This window comes from Streptomyces sp. NPDC087859 (assembly GCF_044742595.1).
Taxonomy (GTDB): Bacteria; Actinomycetota; Actinomycetes; order Streptomycetales; family Streptomycetaceae; genus Streptomyces; species Streptomyces canus_F.
Window position 1 is genome coordinate 40428 of record NZ_JBIUUU010000037.1, and the last position, 15766, is coordinate 56193.

General features: G+C 68.5%; 9 protein-coding genes and 3 pseudogenes. 6 read left to right on the forward strand and 6 right to left on the reverse strand.

The features are described from left to right. Positions 1-280: 280 nt before the first annotated feature. A complete protein-coding gene (locus tag ACIOHP_RS49110) occupies positions 281-1135 on the reverse strand; it encodes a helix-turn-helix domain-containing protein (protein WP_401898241.1) in 855 nt (284 codons plus the stop codon). A gap of 101 nt (positions 1136-1236) precedes the next feature. Here ACIOHP_RS49110 and ACIOHP_RS49115 point away from each other — a divergent pair, with 101 nt between their 5' ends. The 5 genes and pseudogenes from ACIOHP_RS49115 (at position 1237) to ACIOHP_RS49135 (ending at position 8303) form a co-directional block, all read left to right on the forward strand. After that, the gene (locus ACIOHP_RS49115) at positions 1237-1815 is read left to right on the forward strand and encodes a YceI family protein (protein ID WP_401898243.1); all 579 of its coding nucleotides are present in this window, start codon (positions 1237-1239) and stop codon (positions 1813-1815) included. A gap of 174 nt (positions 1816-1989) precedes the next feature. Then, a pseudogene (locus ACIOHP_RS49120) lies at positions 1990-2344 on the forward strand (transposase family protein); the annotation flags it as partial. Between the two features lie 594 nt (positions 2345-2938). Next, entirely contained in the window at positions 2939-5638 is a 2700-nt protein-coding gene (locus ACIOHP_RS49125) for a tetratricopeptide repeat protein (protein ID WP_401898245.1), read from the forward strand. 422 nt (positions 5639-6060) lie between these two features. Continuing rightward, positions 6061-7656, forward strand: coding sequence for a sigma-70 family RNA polymerase sigma factor (locus tag ACIOHP_RS49130; RefSeq protein WP_401898246.1), 1596 nt, complete (start codon positions 6061-6063; stop codon positions 7654-7656). A 209-nt stretch (positions 7657-7865) separates the two neighbouring features. Then, on the forward strand, positions 7866-8303 hold the full coding sequence (locus tag ACIOHP_RS49135; protein WP_037744795.1) for a VOC family protein: 438 nt from the start codon (positions 7866-7868) through the stop codon (positions 8301-8303). Between the two features lie 223 nt (positions 8304-8526). Here the strand turns inward: ACIOHP_RS49135 and ACIOHP_RS49140 are convergent, their stop codons facing one another. Continuing rightward, positions 8527-9741 (reverse strand): IS110 family transposase, encoded by a 1215-nt coding sequence (locus ACIOHP_RS49140; RefSeq protein WP_401898249.1) that lies wholly within the window; start codon positions 9739-9741, stop codon positions 8527-8529. 101 nt (positions 9742-9842) lie between these two features. Here ACIOHP_RS49140 and ACIOHP_RS49145 point away from each other — a divergent pair, with 101 nt between their 5' ends. Continuing rightward, positions 9843-10331, forward strand: coding sequence for a hypothetical protein (locus tag ACIOHP_RS49145; RefSeq protein WP_401898251.1), 489 nt, complete (start codon positions 9843-9845; stop codon positions 10329-10331). Between the two features lie 94 nt (positions 10332-10425). Here ACIOHP_RS49145 and ACIOHP_RS49150 read toward each other — a convergent pair whose 3' ends face one another. The 4 genes and pseudogenes from ACIOHP_RS49150 to ACIOHP_RS49165 form a co-directional block, all read right to left on the reverse strand. Continuing rightward, positions 10426-13788, reverse strand: coding sequence for a BTAD domain-containing putative transcriptional regulator (locus ACIOHP_RS49150; RefSeq protein ID WP_401898253.1), 3363 nt, complete (start codon positions 13786-13788; stop codon positions 10426-10428). A gap of 90 nt (positions 13789-13878) precedes the next feature. Then, the gene (locus ACIOHP_RS49155) at positions 13879-14421 is read right to left on the reverse strand and encodes a monooxygenase family protein (protein ID WP_401898254.1); all 543 of its coding nucleotides are present in this window, start codon (positions 14419-14421) and stop codon (positions 13879-13881) included. Between the two features lie 1044 nt (positions 14422-15465). Further along, positions 15466-15597, reverse strand: a pseudogene (locus tag ACIOHP_RS49160) (DUF4188 domain-containing protein); the annotation flags it as partial. A gap of 18 nt (positions 15598-15615) precedes the next feature. Continuing rightward, a pseudogene (locus ACIOHP_RS49165) lies at positions 15616-15766 on the reverse strand (RNA-guided endonuclease TnpB family protein); the annotation flags it as partial.

A 15766-nucleotide genomic window follows, 5' to 3' on the forward strand; every position in this document is an offset into this window, starting at 1 on the left:
GGGAGGCGGCCAAGGCGCTGGCCCGGTCCGCACTGGACAAGCATGCGGGGCTTCAACGACTACGCGAGGATGCTTGAACTGCTCGCCTGGGCCACCGCCTCCGGCGGCGCCCCCCGGACGGGCGGGCGGTCTGCTGGGCCCTGCCGGTGCCCTGTGGCGTGGCGTCGGCACCTCCGGCGGCATGTGCGGGCGGCCAGGTGGAGGGGAGGCAAGCAACCCCGCAGACTGGTGAGCTGGGTGAACGAGGGAGCGGCGGGACAGGCGGGCCGCCCCCGTGACGTCAGCCGCTCACCGCCCGCAGGGCTCCGGGCCTGCGGCCGTTGAGACGGTCGAGCGCGGTGGCCGTGGCCTCGTCGGCCGGGAGATGCACCACCAGGCGCTGGCCCTCGTCCGAGAGCGTGAGTGTCTCGTAGGAGAGGCGCAGGCGGCCCACCTCCGGGTGGTCGACGAGTTCGGTCCCGAACCGGGAGGGCAGGGCCGGTACGGCGAGCCGGTCGCTGAACGGCGCTCCCACCGTCGCGGTCAGCTCCTCCGCGAGGGCGGCTACATGAGGGTCGTGCGGCGAGGCCTCGTCGCGCAGATGGGAGACCTGTTCGTCGGCCAGTCTGTCCCATCCCGGGTAGACCGCGCGGGCCCTGGCATCGGTGAACAGATACCGCATCATGTTGGGCGGGTCGCCGTCGAGCAGGCCGAGCGGGCGGGCAAAGCGCTCATAGCCCTGCGTGCAGGCCACGATGTCACCGATCCAGTTGAGCAGGACGGCCGGCGCGGGCTCCAGGCGGTCCAGAAGCGCCTGGACGGTGGGGCGCACTGTGCGTACTGGCGGGACGGTGACCGACTGACACACCGCCTTGGCATCGCCGTGGTCCTTGGCCAGCCTGTGGAACAGGAGACGGTCCGCGTGCGACAGCCGCAGGGCATCGCCGAGGGCGCCGAGGACCTGGGGCGAGGGGTTGCGGTCGCGGCCCTGTTCGAGTCGGGTGAGGTACTCGACGCTGATGCCGGCAAGCGTGGCGAGTTCGGCCCGGCGAAGCCCCGGCGTGCGGCGGCGCAGGCCCGTGGGCAGGCCCACCGCGGCGGGGGTGACAGCTTCACGGCGGGCGCGCAGGAAGGTGCCCAACTCGTTGTCGTTCACCTGCCGAACCGTACAACGCGTGCCGTCGCGGAGGATGGCCCTGTCACTACCACCCTTCGCCCGGCCTCCCTCGCGTGCCACGGAGCTCGCACGATGGAGCCATGAGCAATGACAACTCCGCGAACATCACCGCCGCTTCCGTCGCCGCGCTGCCCCTTTCCCCGGGTGATTGGGAACTCGACCCCTTTCATTCGGCGGTCAACTTCACCATCCGCCACCTCGGGATCGCCAAGGTCCGCGGCCGGTTCACCGACCTGAAGGCCGCGCTGTACGTCGGTGAGACCGCCGACGACGTGCGGGTGAGCGCCGAGATCGCTCTCGCCTCCATTGACACCGGCAACTCCGACCGCGACGCGCACACCCGCTCCGCCGAGCTGCTCGATGTGGAGAAGCGGCCGACGATGACGTTCCGCTCGACTCGGGTGATCGGAGAGGGCGAGGACTGGACGATGGCAGGGGATCTGACCATCGGGGACGTGACCTGCCCGGTCACGCTCGCCGTCGAGTTCGGCGGGGTGGTGGACTCCCCTGTGGACCAGAGGAAGCACGCCGGGTTCGAGGCGACGGGTGAGATCCGGCGCAGCGACTTCGGGCTGGACTTCGGTACCGGGCTTCTCGGCGATGTCGTCAAGCTTCACCTGGACATGCAGTTCGTCGGACCGCAGGGCCAGGACGGCTGACCGAGGACGGGCCGCGCCTCGCTGGGAGTCTCCCCACCGAGTGGTCTGGTTAGGAGTTGGTGAGCCTCTTCCAACCTGGCGAGGTTGACTGCGTGTTGGACGGTTCTGCGGAACGGCGAAGCTCCTGGTAGACGAATTGTCGACCAAGATCAACTGTCGTTCCAGGAGCTCCGTGTGCTTGTCTACCCGTCGGCGATACATCTGTCCACCGCGCGCCTGCGCCACCTGAGCCGGGAGCCGGCCGCACGACGCCGGGAGATCGGGAGTCGGTGGCGGCGGCTGACTCCGGGGCGCCAGGCCCTGCTAGCCCTGGCCCACCTTCGCTGCGGCGACACGTACGCGCAGCTCGCGGCCGGGTTCGGCATCGGGATCGCCACCGCGTACCGCTACATCCGCGAAGCGGTCGACGTCATGGCCGCGTTCGCACCGACGCTCGACAAGGCGATGGTGACGGCTCGCACGAAGGCGTTACGTGATCCTGGACGGCACCATGCTCCCGATCGACCGGATCGCCGCCGACCGGCCCTACGCTGTGCCGGCCGCCGCATCTGCGGTCCGCATGTTGGTTCGCCCCCTGTTCGTCGACCGGCATTCTGTCTGAACTCAGCGCCGATCGATGCGAGTCGGGCCATCATGGATGGGTGAACGGATCGAGGCGCGTGTGGATGTGGGCTGAAGTTGTACCCGCGGCCGCTGTCGGGCCCGGTGTCGCCGCATCGGGTGAACGGCCCATCGGCATCGGCGGAGTGCGGGCTGTCCTCTCCACCGGGGACGACGCCGCGCTGAGTGCTCCTGCTGCGGGCCCGGCGGCTCCGACTCCATCGGGCGGTTCACCGACACCGGGCCCGGTCAGCGCGGCTGGCGACCGCGTTCTTGTGATCGGAGCCGACCTGGACGGCATCGCGTCGACCGGCGACGACGCCTTGACACCCTCTTGAGCGAGGCCCCAGCCCCCGTACCGGAGCGCGCTGAGAACCGTGACTCCGATGCCCGCCGTTCCAGGCCCGCCGCACCGACCGCCGGTTCACGGTCTGCCCCTGTCACTGCCTCGGGACAGGGTGCGGTCGCCATCGGCGGCGACAACCTAGGGATCGTCTCGACGGGCGACAGGGCCACGATCCACTTGGAGATCCACCCCTACGGACCCGCTCCGACGGCGCTGGCCTCCCTGCCCCCGAAACCGGCAGGATTCACGGGCCGCGACGAGGAACTCACCGTCCTGATGGATCTGCTCCGGCCGACCGTCGGCGCCGGACCCCGCCAGGTTTGCGCCGTCAGCGGCGCGAGGGCCGCCCCCGCTCACGACGGCATACTCGAAACCGGTGCAGGGGTGGTCGCAGCGGTGGCAGGCACCGCGGGCGTCGGAAAGACGTCACTCGTCGTGGCCGCCGGCCACGTCGCCGCGCAGCTGGGGTACGTCGACGCCTTCCTCTTTATCGACCTGCGCGGGTACGACACGGCTCCGGTCCTGCCGGCCCAGGCCCTGGACGCGCTGCTGCGCTCCCTGGGCGTCGAGGACGCGCACATCCCACCCACGCTGGAGGAACGCGCCTCCCTATACCGTTCCCAGCTCGAGACCCTGGCCGTCAGTGGCTCGACCGTGCTGGTCATCGCTGACAATGCCTCCACGCCTCAGCAGGTCCGCCCCCTCCTGCCGGGCAACGACTCACACCGGCTCCTCGTGACGTCCCGGCACACCCTGCCGACTCTGGGCGCCCGCCTGTTGGACCTCGATGTCCTCGCTCCCTGCGGCGCCCTGCGGCTGCTCGACACCGCTCTGCGGATCGCCGATCCGGCCGACACGCGCGCCGTTCTTCAGGAAGCGGATGCCCTGGCTGTCGCACGCCTGTGTGGGCATCTGCCCCTGGCTCTGCAGATCGCCGCGGCTCTGCTCATCGACGACCCGCAACAGCACTTCGGCGAGCTGGCCGCCGAACTGGCTCGTACCACCAGCCCCCTGGATCTCTTGGACGATGGCGAGCGCGCTCTGCGCTCCTCGTTGGATCTGTCCTTCCAGTCGTTGACCGGACCCCAGGCCGATTCCTTCCGTCGACTGGCGCTGAACCCCGGACCTGACATCTCCACCGCCGATGCCGCGCTTCTCCTGGAGCGCGACGAGCGGGAGACGGGCGCACTGCTGGCTGCCCTGACCCGAGCGCATCTCCTCGTTCGTGGTGTGGTGAGGGATCGGTGGCACATGCTCGACCTCATCCGTGCCTACGCTCAGGAACTGGCCGACCGGTACTCCACGACAACTGACGTGTACCGCCGAGTTCAGCGCCTGCTGTTCGACCATCGTGTCGCCACCGTGAAAGCCGCCGACGAGCACCTCACAGCATTCCTCGGACAACCCGTGCCGCAGGTCTTCGCCGGAGAACGGCAGGCGCTGGACTGGTTGGACGCCGAACGGGCCAATCTCCTGGCCACCGTCGAAGCGGCCCACCTGCTCGGTCACCACGACCTGGCCCGCCGTCTGCCGCCGCTGCTTGCCGAGTACCTCGAACGGGGCCGCTTCATCGACGACTGGGTGGCTGCAGCCACCACCGCGCTCGCTTCCGCACGCGTTCTCCTGGTCCGGAGAGACCAGGCCACGGCCTGGATCCGTCTCGGCGCCGCCCTCGACGGAGCACGACGGTTCCAGGAGGCGGCAGAGGCCCACCGGCAGGGTCTGATCATCAGCCAGGAGATCAAGGACCGGGAACTCGAAGGCGTGGCGCTGAGCAACCTCGGCTGTGCCCTGCTCGAACTGGGCGCATACGCAGAAGCGGCCGACGTGCACCGGCGGGACCTGGCGATCTGCCAGGAGATCAACGACCTGAGCGGGGAAGGCAAGGCATGGCACAACCTCGGCAATGTGATGCGCCACCTAAGACGCTTCGACGAGGCCCTCCGCGGCCACGAGCGGGACCTGGACATCTGCCGGTCCCTCGGCGACCGGCGCGGTGAGGCGGCGGCGTGGCAGTGCCTCGGCACCGTGCTCACTGAAGTCCGCAGGTTCGACGAGGCGGTCGACGCGCTGGAGGAGGCCCTGGCGCTCTTCGTGGCGACCGAGGACAGATTCGCCGAAGCCGGCGTGCTGACTGATCTAGGTGTCGTGTTCCGCGAGACGAGACGATACGAGGAAGCAGCCGCGACGCACCGCGAAGTCCGCGCGATCTACGAGGAGTTCGATGACGCGCACGGTGTGTCCTGCGCATGGGACAACCTCGGCAGGGCTCTCACGGGCCTGGGTGAATTCGAGACAGCGCTGGACGCGCACCGAAAATCCCTGCGCATGTGTCAGGAAGCGAATGACCTGTTGGGCGAGGCGGCGGCATGGTGCAACATCGGCGTCGCACACTCCGCAGCCGGAAACTTCCCCGAGGCCATCGAGGCACATCTGCGCGACTTGGCTCTGTGCCTGCAGGCGGAGGACCGGTCACGTGAAGGCGCCGCATGGAACGGGCTCGGCATCGCTTACACAGGCGTAGGAAGGTTCGACGAGGCCATCGAAGCCCACATGCGTGACATCGCCATCTGCCAGGAGACCGAGGACCAGTACGGCGAGGGTACGACCTGGAACGACCTCGGCGCCTCACTTGCCGCATCAGGGGCGTATGACGAGGCGGCACAGGCCCATCGACATGCCATCGGCTTGTTCCGGAGAACGAACGCCCCATACGAGGAGGGCGAGGCATTCGCGGGCCTCGCGACAGCGCTGGCTTGGGACGGGCATGACCGAAGCGAGGTCCGTGCCGCCTGGGAAGCGTCGGCCGCTGCCTTCATCACGGCGGGCGCCGATCCCGAGGCAGCCGCATCCCAGGGTGCCGCAGCAGCGGTCTGACCGGAGCCGATGCCCCGCTCCGGTCCACAGTGCTGCGAAGGGAGGGTGGCTGTCGTTTGGACATCTTGGACGAGGGCGGTGGAGCATCGGAGCTTGCGTAGGAGCCTCCTGACGCGATGATGCCCCAACTGCTTCGCAAGTCGAGTAAAGAGAACACAGGACTCATCCCTCTTCAGGTGTGACGGCCGTTTCCAGGACGGGAACGAGGCCGGATCCAGAGGGGACGGGCGAGATGGATCTCATGTCGATGGTGCTGGTAGTGCTGGGCGTGCTGTTGCCGAGTGTGGTGGACCTGGTGCGGAGTGCGGCTGACCGCAACCGAGCGGTGGCCCAGCGCACCCGTGCTAGCGGGGAGGCCGAAGTGGTGCGGGCCAAGCTCGGTCAAGGCGGCGAGAGTGGTACGGGGACAGGGCGGGGGACCAATGTCTGACAACGAGCAGACCGTTGATCTCGAAGCCGTGTTCGCTTGCTACTACGGCGAGATGGTGGGCTACGCCCGCAAGTGGCTGCGCGCGGCCGGGGTCGCGGACTGGCACGAGGAAGCCGAGGACATCGTCCAGCACGCGTTCGCGAAGGCCTGTCGGGATCCGGGACGGATCAGCCAGCCGCGGGCGTACCTGTACAAGGTGATCAAGAATCAGCTCAAGGAGTACGAGGCGCGGGCCCAACGCGCTGAGCGGACAGCCCTGTTGGAGGCGCCCGCCGCGGTCGTGGGCGTCGAGGAGATGGTCGTCGAGATCTGCGATGTGCAGCGCGCCTTGGCCAAGCTGCCCCCGCAACAGCGGATGGCGGTCTACGCGGCGAAGGCGCTGGCGTTCACTCAGGCCGAGGTCGCGGAGGCCATGGGCAAGCGCCCGGGTACCGTCGCCGTTCATATCGCGCGGGCCGTGCAGATACTGAGGGCCACCCTGGTCACGACCGCGGCGGTGGCAGGCGTGCTGATGTGCTTGGGAGCCACTGCCGGGCTCCGGTTCATCAGCGCCGCGTCCCGCGACTGGCGCCGGCTGCCCGATCAGGGAGGGCTGCTGCACTGGGGCGGGCTCGTTCCGTGGCTCGCGGTGGCCGGTGCTGCGAGCACCATGGCCCTGGGCTTCTCGCTCTACCGGATCCGCCCGGAGCCGACAGGCCGCCATCGCCCGGACTTCACGACGATGGGGCTGCTGCTCGTTCGGGTGCCGAACCTCCTGTGCAGCTTCTTCGTGGTCGTCCTGCTTGCTTCGCTCCTCGGCCGGTTCTCCGTGGTGGCGGTTGTGGCGTGGCTGGCCAGTGGCGTGCTGATGTTTCACCGGGCTACCGAAGACCTCATCGCACGGTACGTGCTGCGGATGCGTCATCCCACCCCACTCGAACGGGCCCGCCTGGAGCCGGTGTGGCGGGAAGTCGCTGCTCGGGCCGGCCTGAAGGAGAGGACCTACACGCTGTGGATGGAGGACAGCAACGGGCTGACCGCCGTCTCCGCGGGCGGCCACATCCTCGGCGTCACCCGCGCCGCCCTCCACCAGCTCAACGACGCCGAGCTGGCCGCGATCCTGGCCCACGAGCTGGGCCACCAGGTCGGCGGGTCTGCCTGGTCGTCGCTGCTCGCCTACTGGTACGCCCTCCCCGGACGCATGGTGTGGTTCATTCTTCGCACACTCGCGACCGCCCTGTTCGCGGTTGCCCGTGTGTTCGGCCTGGTCGGCATCACCGCTGTCGTCCTCCTCTTCGCAAGCCTCGCCTGGTGCGCGCTCCTGGTTCTCTACGGGCTGCCGGTGCTGATGCTCGCAATGCCGTACTTCCTGGCGGCCGTTGGACGTCGCGCCGAGTTGAACGCTGACCAGTTCGCCGCTTCACTCGGCTTCGGACCGGTCCTGTCCGACGTGATCCAGCGGCTACAGCATCAGGAACGACCGGATCAGGGCGCTGCCGGCGGGAGAACCACACCGCATAGGTTCGCGAAAGTTCTGGCCCCGCATCCGGACTGTGAGACTCGGCTGGAGCTGCTGAAGCCGTACGGCGATACGAGCAGCCGCCGATAGGTCAGAGTCACTGCTGAGGAATGGCTTCGGTATCTGCGGTTCGGCCGGGACCGTGCGGAGCCGACGACGGCTCAACGAGCCCAGGGCCGTCCGGGAGGCCAATCGCGGGACTACGTAATGCCGTTCGTCAAGCCGCGGGGTATGCACGAGGCGGGGGCAAGGAGGTGTCGGAGCGCGGTAGTGTCCGTTTCTCCGACTGGGGAGGGCTCATGGCGACCAAGTGGAGCTTGACGATCGACTGCGCGTACCCGGGGAAGCTGGCCGCGTTCTGGGCGCTGGCGCTGGGCTATGCGGAGAAGCCCGCGCCCGCAGGGTTCGGGAGCTGGGAGGAGTGGTTCTCACATCATGAGGTTCCGGAGGACGAGTGGGATGACGGGGCGTACCTCTCGGATCCGGACGGCGCAGGCCCCACCTTGTCCTTCTTGAAGGTGCCGGAGCCGAAGGTGGTAAAGAACCGGCTGCACATTGACGTGCAAGTCGGTGGCGGCCGCGAAACACCGTGGGAGGTGCGCTGGCCGCGCGTGGTCGAAGCGGTGGAGCGGTTGACTGCTGCGGGCGCGACCGTGGTCCGCGAGGACGAGTTGCAGGGCAGGCCGGATCACGTGGTGATGGCAGACCCGGAAGGTAACGAGTTTTGCCTGGTCTGACGAGGGCCGTCAGACTGGCTGGCCCGCGTGCAGCGGGTCGCGTTCTTTCCTACACGCGGCAGCCCTTGCCAGTGGAGCTGGCTCGTAGGGACGGCATCGACGGCTCCGGCATCTCCACGCTGATGTCGGACGCCGGACATCGCGTCCCCAAACTCGGGCCGGGCAGCCCCCGCAAGAAGCCCGACAGCGTCGCGGCGGACAAGACACCCCATGCAGCTGTTGGTCAAGCAGCTGCCGCGAGCTGGGCTGATGCGGGGGTGCTGAAGGCGATGGCTTCGTCGAACGTCTGGCGGTTCGTCAGGCAGTGGTGGAGTTGACCGAGCATGCGGTTGAAGAGGTTGCGGAGCGCGGCGTGGTAGCGGTCGCCGGTGTCCCGGCGCCGGTTGTAGTGGGCATGTGCGCCGGGTGAGGCGGTCAGCGCCGCGAAGGCCCAGTGCCGGCCGGTCGCGGCCAGCCGGCTGTTCTTGATCCGGCGGTGGGTGACGTGGCGGCTCTTGCCGGACTCGCGGGTCACGGGTGCGCTTCCCGCGTAGGCCTTCAGATTGCCGGCGCGGCTGAACCGGGCACGGTCGTCGCCGATCTCGGCGAGAATCCGCGCGCCGGTGAGCGTGGCCAGGCCAGGGAAGCTCGTGATGATCTCCGCGTCGGGATGTTGCAGGAACAGCTCTTCGGTGTGGGATGCGAGGTCATCGCATGCCTGGCAGGCTGCGTCGAGTTGGGCAAGGAGGGCAAGTGTCTGGCGGCCCATCGCTTTCTCGACCAGGGCAGGCCGGCGGAGCCAGGTCCGGCGGAAGACTTCAAGCAACCGGTCGGTCTCGGCCTCGATGCGGCGTTGGCGTCCGGCTCTGGTGACGGCATTCCGCAGCCGTCCGCGGGTCAGCCGTGCGGCCTCGGCCGGAGTAGGCGCGACCGCCAGGATCGTACGGGCCTCCCGGGACAGCAGCCGTTCGCGCTTTGCTGCGAACGCCTCGACGATCGCGGGGTAGTACTCGCACAGGTGTGATCGGAGCCGGTTGTGGGCGCGTGTGCGGTCCCAGACCGCGTCCTGCTGAGCCCGCGCCAGGACGGCAATCGCCCTGACCAGGTCAGAGTCGCATGGCAGCGGGCGATGGAACTCGGTGTCCGTGCGCAGGATGTTCGCCAGGACGACGGCGTCCTGGTGGTCGGACTTCTTCCGGGAGACAGCGTGCCGGTCACGGCATTGGGCGACAGCCATCGGATTGATGGCATAGACCCGGCGTCCGGAGGCCCGCAAGCAGGCAACCAGGAGTCCCCGGGAGGTCTCGATCGCAATCGGGATCCGATCGTCCGGGCTGTCACCGTGCTCGGCGAGCAGACGCAGCAGGTCCTGGAAGCCCGCCGCGTCATCGCTGATCCTGAGGGCCATGTCCGCTGACGTCGTGTGCGGTTGTCGATGGTGGTGTCCCGTTGTATGCAACCCCGGTGCGTTAAGGGTGTGTGCGCCCTGTCAACACGCGGGACCTCTGGTAGTTCGCATGGTGTCGAAGCCATTGAGTGTGTCCCGGAGGTCCCGTCCTCGTGCTCCATCTGCTGCGCCGCCACCCCGTGCAGGCGGTGGCCGCAGGGTTCTTCAGCGTCTCCCAGGCCACCGTCTCCCGACGCTGGGGCCTGCTGAGGCCGCTGATCGCCGAGGCTCGCGGACCTGGTGCCGAGCCTCGTGCGATAGTCCGGGCCGGTACCGCCCTGATCGACGGCACCGTCTGCCCCACCTGGGACTGGAACCACCACAACGACCTGTACTCGGTCAAGGCCGGGTACGACGGCATGAATGTGCAGATCGCCTGCTCGATGGATGGCGATCTCGTCGCGGTTGGACCGGTGCCGATACCCGGGGCGCGCCACGACGCGCACGCCTACGCCGCCTCGGGCCTGAAAGACCTCGGCTACGTCGGCGTCGACCTCGTGCCGTACAAGCGCCTACCCGGCCGCGACCTTCGGAGAACCACAAGCGGGACAACGCCCTACTCTCCAGTGTCCGCGCGGCCGTCGAACGCGCCGCCTACGTGAAGTCCTGGCGGATCCTGAGCGAGGAGGCGGACGCTACCGCGCACCGATCGAGAAGTTCCCCGAGCTCCTCGTCGCCGTCACCGGACTCATCAACCTACGAAGGTTCATGAGAGTGGCGTATGAATGGGGCTCCGGGATTCTGGTCGAGATCGGCCAGGAACCTCGCGGCGCGGCGAGCGAAGAGGTGGGCCCCGCGTTCGCCGGATCGGGTGCGGGCTTCGTCGGCGGCGGCTCGCACGACATCGACGGGTTCGCCGCGGGCCTGCAGCAGGCGCGCGCGCAGTAGCAGGAGAAGCCCTTCGGCGTAGCGTTGGCCGTGGGCTTTGATGGCCTGGTCGGCCTGGTCGAGGGCGGAAGCGGCCCGGTCGGGCAGCTCGGCTGCCAGCCACATCTCGGCGACCAGTCCGTACCAGTAGGCGAGGCCCCATCTCGGCGGGTCGGCCAGGGTCGCGGCCAGGAGCTGTTCGGCCTTGGCCGCGGCGCCGGCCGGGTCATCGCCGGTGAGGGCACGGGCCCAGTACCAGTCCAGCCGTATATAGGTTTCCTGGGCGACGCCGGGAAGGTCGGCGCTGGCCGCGACCCACCGTTCGGTCGCTTGCATCGCCCAGTCCGCGTCACCGGCCATCGAGGCGGCCATGGTCTGGTAACGGGTCCAGCCCGACATCTCGAAGAGGTCCCCCTCGGCCTGGTACACCGTGCCGAGCAGGGACCGCCCCGTCTCGACATCGCCATGCAGCGAGGTAATGACCCCCAAATAGCCGATCCACTCATCGGGGATCCGCCAGCGTCCGCGGTCGTCACGGCGTCGAATCGGGACACCCCCGACCTGGTCGGCAAGGTGGTACAGACTTTCTTGAGCCGGTCCCGGGTGCGGGTCGGCCGAGTTCGCGAGCAGCGAGGCAACGTCGTCCGCAGTGGTACGGCCCAGCCAGCTGAAACACTGATACGCCGCGCCGATGTCGCCGATATCCCAGTGGTACAGGCCCCAGGCCTGCCGGCCGTACGCCTGGATTTTCGGGTCCGCGGATGCCTGGCCTTGCTCATGCAGCCGGCGAGCCCACATCCCACGGTCTTTCTCGGTGGAGACGTAGGCCCCGGTCATCCGATAGAAGAGAAACTCGGCCTCGGCCGTCTCGCGGCCGAGTCTGCGGGCCAAGTATGCGCCCCGTTCCAGCAGATCGTACGTCGAGCCGCCCATTCCCGGAGGCTCGACGGCGAGGAGGTTGAGCAGCGCCAGGACGGACAGCTCGATCTCCTGCAGCCCTGCTGTCCGGGCGATCTGGATGGCCGATTCCAGGTTCCGATAGGCGGCCGCGAACGCGAGCTTGGTCGCCGCGCGGCGACCGGCGCGTGCCAGTGCCTTCGCGGTGCGACCCGGGTCGGCCAGGGGGCCGGCGGCCCACAGGTGGTAGGCGAGGCGTTCGGCGACGGACTCGTCGTCGGCGTGGATGGGTTCGAGGGCGTCGGCGACACACAGATGCAGCTGGACGGCCTGCTGCCGCGCGGTGGTCTCGGTGATCGACTCGCGGATCAGGTCGTGCGCGAAGTGCCACGAGAACGGGTCTTGCGGCTTGGCCTCCAGGAGACCGAGTTCTTGCAGCGGTTCGAGGCGCTCGAGGCACTCCGCGATCTCGACGCCCATCGTGCGGGCGAGCAGGCCGAGGTCCACGTCGCGGCCGATGACCGCGGCGGTGCGCAGCAGGCCGTGAGCGCTGTCGTCGAGGCCGGTCATCCGATCACGGACGACGTCTCGCACGGTGGCCGGCACGCCGGCTGGTGCGGATGCGCCGCCGTCGCCGAGCGAACCGCCCTCGCTGAGCAGCCGGGACAGCTCCTGGACGAAGAACGGATTGCCGGCGGTGCGAGCATGGATGCCGCGGGCGACTTCGGCGCCGGGCTCGCGGCCAGTTTCGCGGCGGATGAGCTCGGTCACGTCGGTCAGGCCGAGCGGGCCGAGCCGGATCCTGCGGTGGCCGGGCAGCCGGCCGGCCGTGGCCAGGACCCGCGACAGGCTGGAGCCGGGTGCGGGTGCGGGTGCGCGATCACGTAGCGCTCCGATGATCACCGTGCCGGTGGGCGGCCGGGCCGTCAGGTGGCCGAACAACTGCAGTGAGGCGGCGTCGGCCCACTGCAGGTCATCGACGATCAGCAGCATGGGCTGTTGCGCCGAGGCCTGCCCGACGACGGTGACGACCTGCTCGAACAGGCGGAACTGTGCACGGCTGTCGGGAATCGCCGACCCGGTGGCGTAGTCGTCTGGAGATTGGAGGAGTGCGCCGAGCTCGCTGGCGAGCCACTTCTCCCGCAACGGTGCGGGCAGGCTGTCGAGAATCGGGCGGAGTGTCTGTTCCCAGGGCCACATCGACGGTGTTCCGTCGCCTTCCAGGCACGAACCCCAAACGACCAGCGCGCCACGCCGACTCGCTTCTGCAGCGATCTCCTGCAATAGCCGGGTCTTGCCCACGCCCGGCTCCCCTTGGACGATGCCGAGCGCCGCACCGCCGGTGAAAGCCTTCTCGACGGCTTGGCGCAGTACGGCGAGTTCCCCGACCCTGCCGACGAGGCCGGCTTCCTTCCGCGCCGAAGCGCCGGCCGTACTCGCCACGGGCGGCGAGGTCTGGGGCTGCGTCAGCACTTGCAGGTGTGCGGCCCGTATTTCCGGACCGGGATCGATGCCGAGTTCGTCGGCGAGGCAGGCGCGGACCCTGTGGTACGCCGACAGCGCCTCGGCCCGGCGTCCCGCGGCCCCCAGGCTGGTGATGAGACCGGCGTGGACGGGTTCGTGGAACGGCGAGGTCGATGCGGCGAGTTGCAGCGCCGACAGCACCGATGCCGGTCGGCGCAACGACACGGCCAGCTTGGCCGCTTCGGTGCACGCGGTGTGGAACTCGTCGTCGAGACCGGTGAAGATCGGCAGTGCGGTCGACCTGTGGGTGAACCCGTCGCCCGCCCGACCCCGCCAGAGACCGAGCGCTTCGACATAGCGGTCGAGCGCCGTTTCCTGGCGTTGCTGTGCCATGGCCTCATTGGCGGTCGCAACGAGTTCTCGGAAGGTGAGGAGGTCCAGGGCGCCGGGGGCGGCGGAGAACAGATAGGCGTTGCCGCGGCGCTGCAGGTAGGAGCCGGTTTCACGGGCGGGGATCGCGGGTTCGAGCAGTCGCCGCAACGCGCCGACGTATTTGTGGATGATGTTGAGCGCGCTGTTGGGTACGTCATCGCCCCAGATCAGGTCGATCAGCTCGCTCGTGCTGGTTGGCTGGCCGGCGCGGGCCAGCAGCAGCGCCAGGAGGTATGCCTGTTGTGGTGGCCCGGCATCCAGTTCGACACCGTCGCGCCAGATCCGTACCGGGCCCAAGATCTGCAGATATGGCGAAGATCGGCCGGCCGGCTGATCCTCACCGCCAGAGGCGACTACCGGGACTGCCACCGCGGTACCTCTCGCCTCCGGAACGGCCATCGCTGGAAGCTTATCGTTTCGCTCCCGTCCGGCGAGAGTGACTTCCGAGGCGCACACCGGAGACGTTCCGGACGCCGAGCCGACGCTATATCAAGCCGTTCCGTCGGTGGGTTCCGGCTGGGCGTCGGGCGTGTAGAGCTCTTCCTCGCTGACCACCGGTGCGGCGGCTTCTTCAGGACGTCCGACTCGCGTGGCCGAGCCGAACAGGTGGCCACGCGCCGGCCGCACGGGGGCGAAGGAGGCGAAGCCCCGACGGCTCGGGATGTCGTCATACACCGCCTCCATACCGCCGCGGATCAGGTACGTTTCGTGCCAGAAGCCGGTGCCGCCGCTGTCACGCAGGAAATCTCGCCACCAGCGCCGGTGCGGTTCGGACCGCGCCCATGACAAGAGCGAAGGCAGGTCGCGCCAGTACTGGCGGATGCCGACGTGCATGGGGAACAGCGACCACAGCAGCGACTCGTGCGACAGCAGGCCTTCCGGCTGGTCTTTCCCGGATCGACCGATCTGCGGGCCGTAGCCGGCCAAGGTGCGTAGGCCGTAAAGCCGATTGACTCGCATACCGAGGTAGACGACCACGAGGTCGGGATACGGAGTGAGGTCGACTGTCTGCCGATTGACGCGCGTAGGCATCGCTGGTGCCTCCTTGGCTCGTTGGGTGACGAGCCAAAGCTAATGACGGGCACGGAATGGACACTTGACGTCGACTGAACGCGCGGGCGGCGGCATCCGTGCGGTCGCACTCAGCTGTGGAGTTCGGCGAGCAGACCGCCGACGCGTGCGCACAGCAACCCTCTGCCCAGGCGGAGTTTGCAAACACTGGATCGCGGTCCCCGGAACGGTCCACTCCACGTCAATTGGAGGGCGCCGGTCTCTCGGTATGCGGCGGCGTTAATTGAAGCACCGCTACTACAAGACATCCCGCAAGTACCAGTTCCAGCGGGACCAACACCCACGCAGTGCAACGGCGTTGCCGCCGAGCGGCGTAAGGGATTTCCACGGTTGAGTGCGCGGGTCCCGCCTCCTGGCGTACACCCGTCGGCTGGTGAAATTCCCTACTCAACTGTAGTCATTACGTTCGGCAGATGGTCTTGAACTCGTCCGCGAGGTGGCCGAGCGGCTGCCGCAGGAACTGATCGAGGCCGAGGGGAGTGTGAAGATCAGGGACCACGCCGGCTGGCGACCTCAAGCTCGCGATCCCGAAGCTGCGGCGGGCAGTTTCTCCCCCGTCCCTACAGGAGAGCCACACTCGAAGTTGGCCCGCGTGACATCCGCCGATGTAGACACTCAGCCATCACCCCACTGCGGTGATCGTTCCGGCCAGAGCGCTGCATGCCCTGGTAGGGCGTGTGCCGCGGGCGGTTCGCAACGGCGTGTGATCCGCCCACATCACGTCCGCATGATCTTCCAGGCTTGCTGGGGCTTCGATGGGCCCCACGGACCAAGACTGCGCCGACCAGCCCTGGCGGATGCCGCTCGGACAGATCACTCCCTTACCTCTGAAACTCCCCACCATGTTGCTGGAGTGGTGGAGTTGAACGTGAACAGCAGGCGTCGGCGCTGGTGCTGTTCGTTCAGGCTTCGGCTGTCTGCGCTTTTGCTTGTCGATCCGCGCCTGGCCATTCCTCGTGATTTCCCTGTAGCTCAAGGCGGTTCAGTTCCTCGCGGGACGGACGCCTACTCCTTCGCCGCACTCAGCCGCTGGGCCGCCGTATCCCCGCGGCGGCCGACCGGCACGACACCCGTCGCGGCAGCGAGGCCGTATGCGGGCATGTCGTCGTACACCGTTTCGTGGGAGCCTGCCGGGACGTTGACTTCCTCCCCCGCCTAAAGGCGGGGGATTCCAGCGGTCGCCCGCTGGGGTTCCTGCTTCACCGACGACCGCCCCGTCCGGGAGGATTCCCGTTGAGGTCTTACACCGTCTCCACAGGCAGACGCCGCCAGCCCGGCGGCCAGGATGTTGCGCGCCGCGTTGATG

Coding starts and splice junctions, on each gene's coding strand:
- ACIOHP_RS49115 (WP_401898243.1), top strand. CDS start 1,237: ATGAGCAATGACAACTCCGCGAACATCACCGCCGCTTCCGTCGCCGCG.
- ACIOHP_RS49130 (WP_401898246.1), top strand. CDS start 6,061: ATGTCTGACAACGAGCAGACCGTTGATCTCGAAGCCGTGTTCGCTTGC.
- ACIOHP_RS49135 (WP_037744795.1), top strand. CDS start 7,866: ATGGCGACCAAGTGGAGCTTGACGATCGACTGCGCGTACCCGGGGAAG.
- ACIOHP_RS49150 (WP_401898253.1), bottom strand. CDS start 13,788: ATGGCCGTTCCGGAGGCGAGAGGTACCGCGGTGGCAGTCCCGGTAGTC.
- ACIOHP_RS49155 (WP_401898254.1), bottom strand. CDS start 14,421: ATGCCTACGCGCGTCAATCGGCAGACAGTCGACCTCACTCCGTATCCC.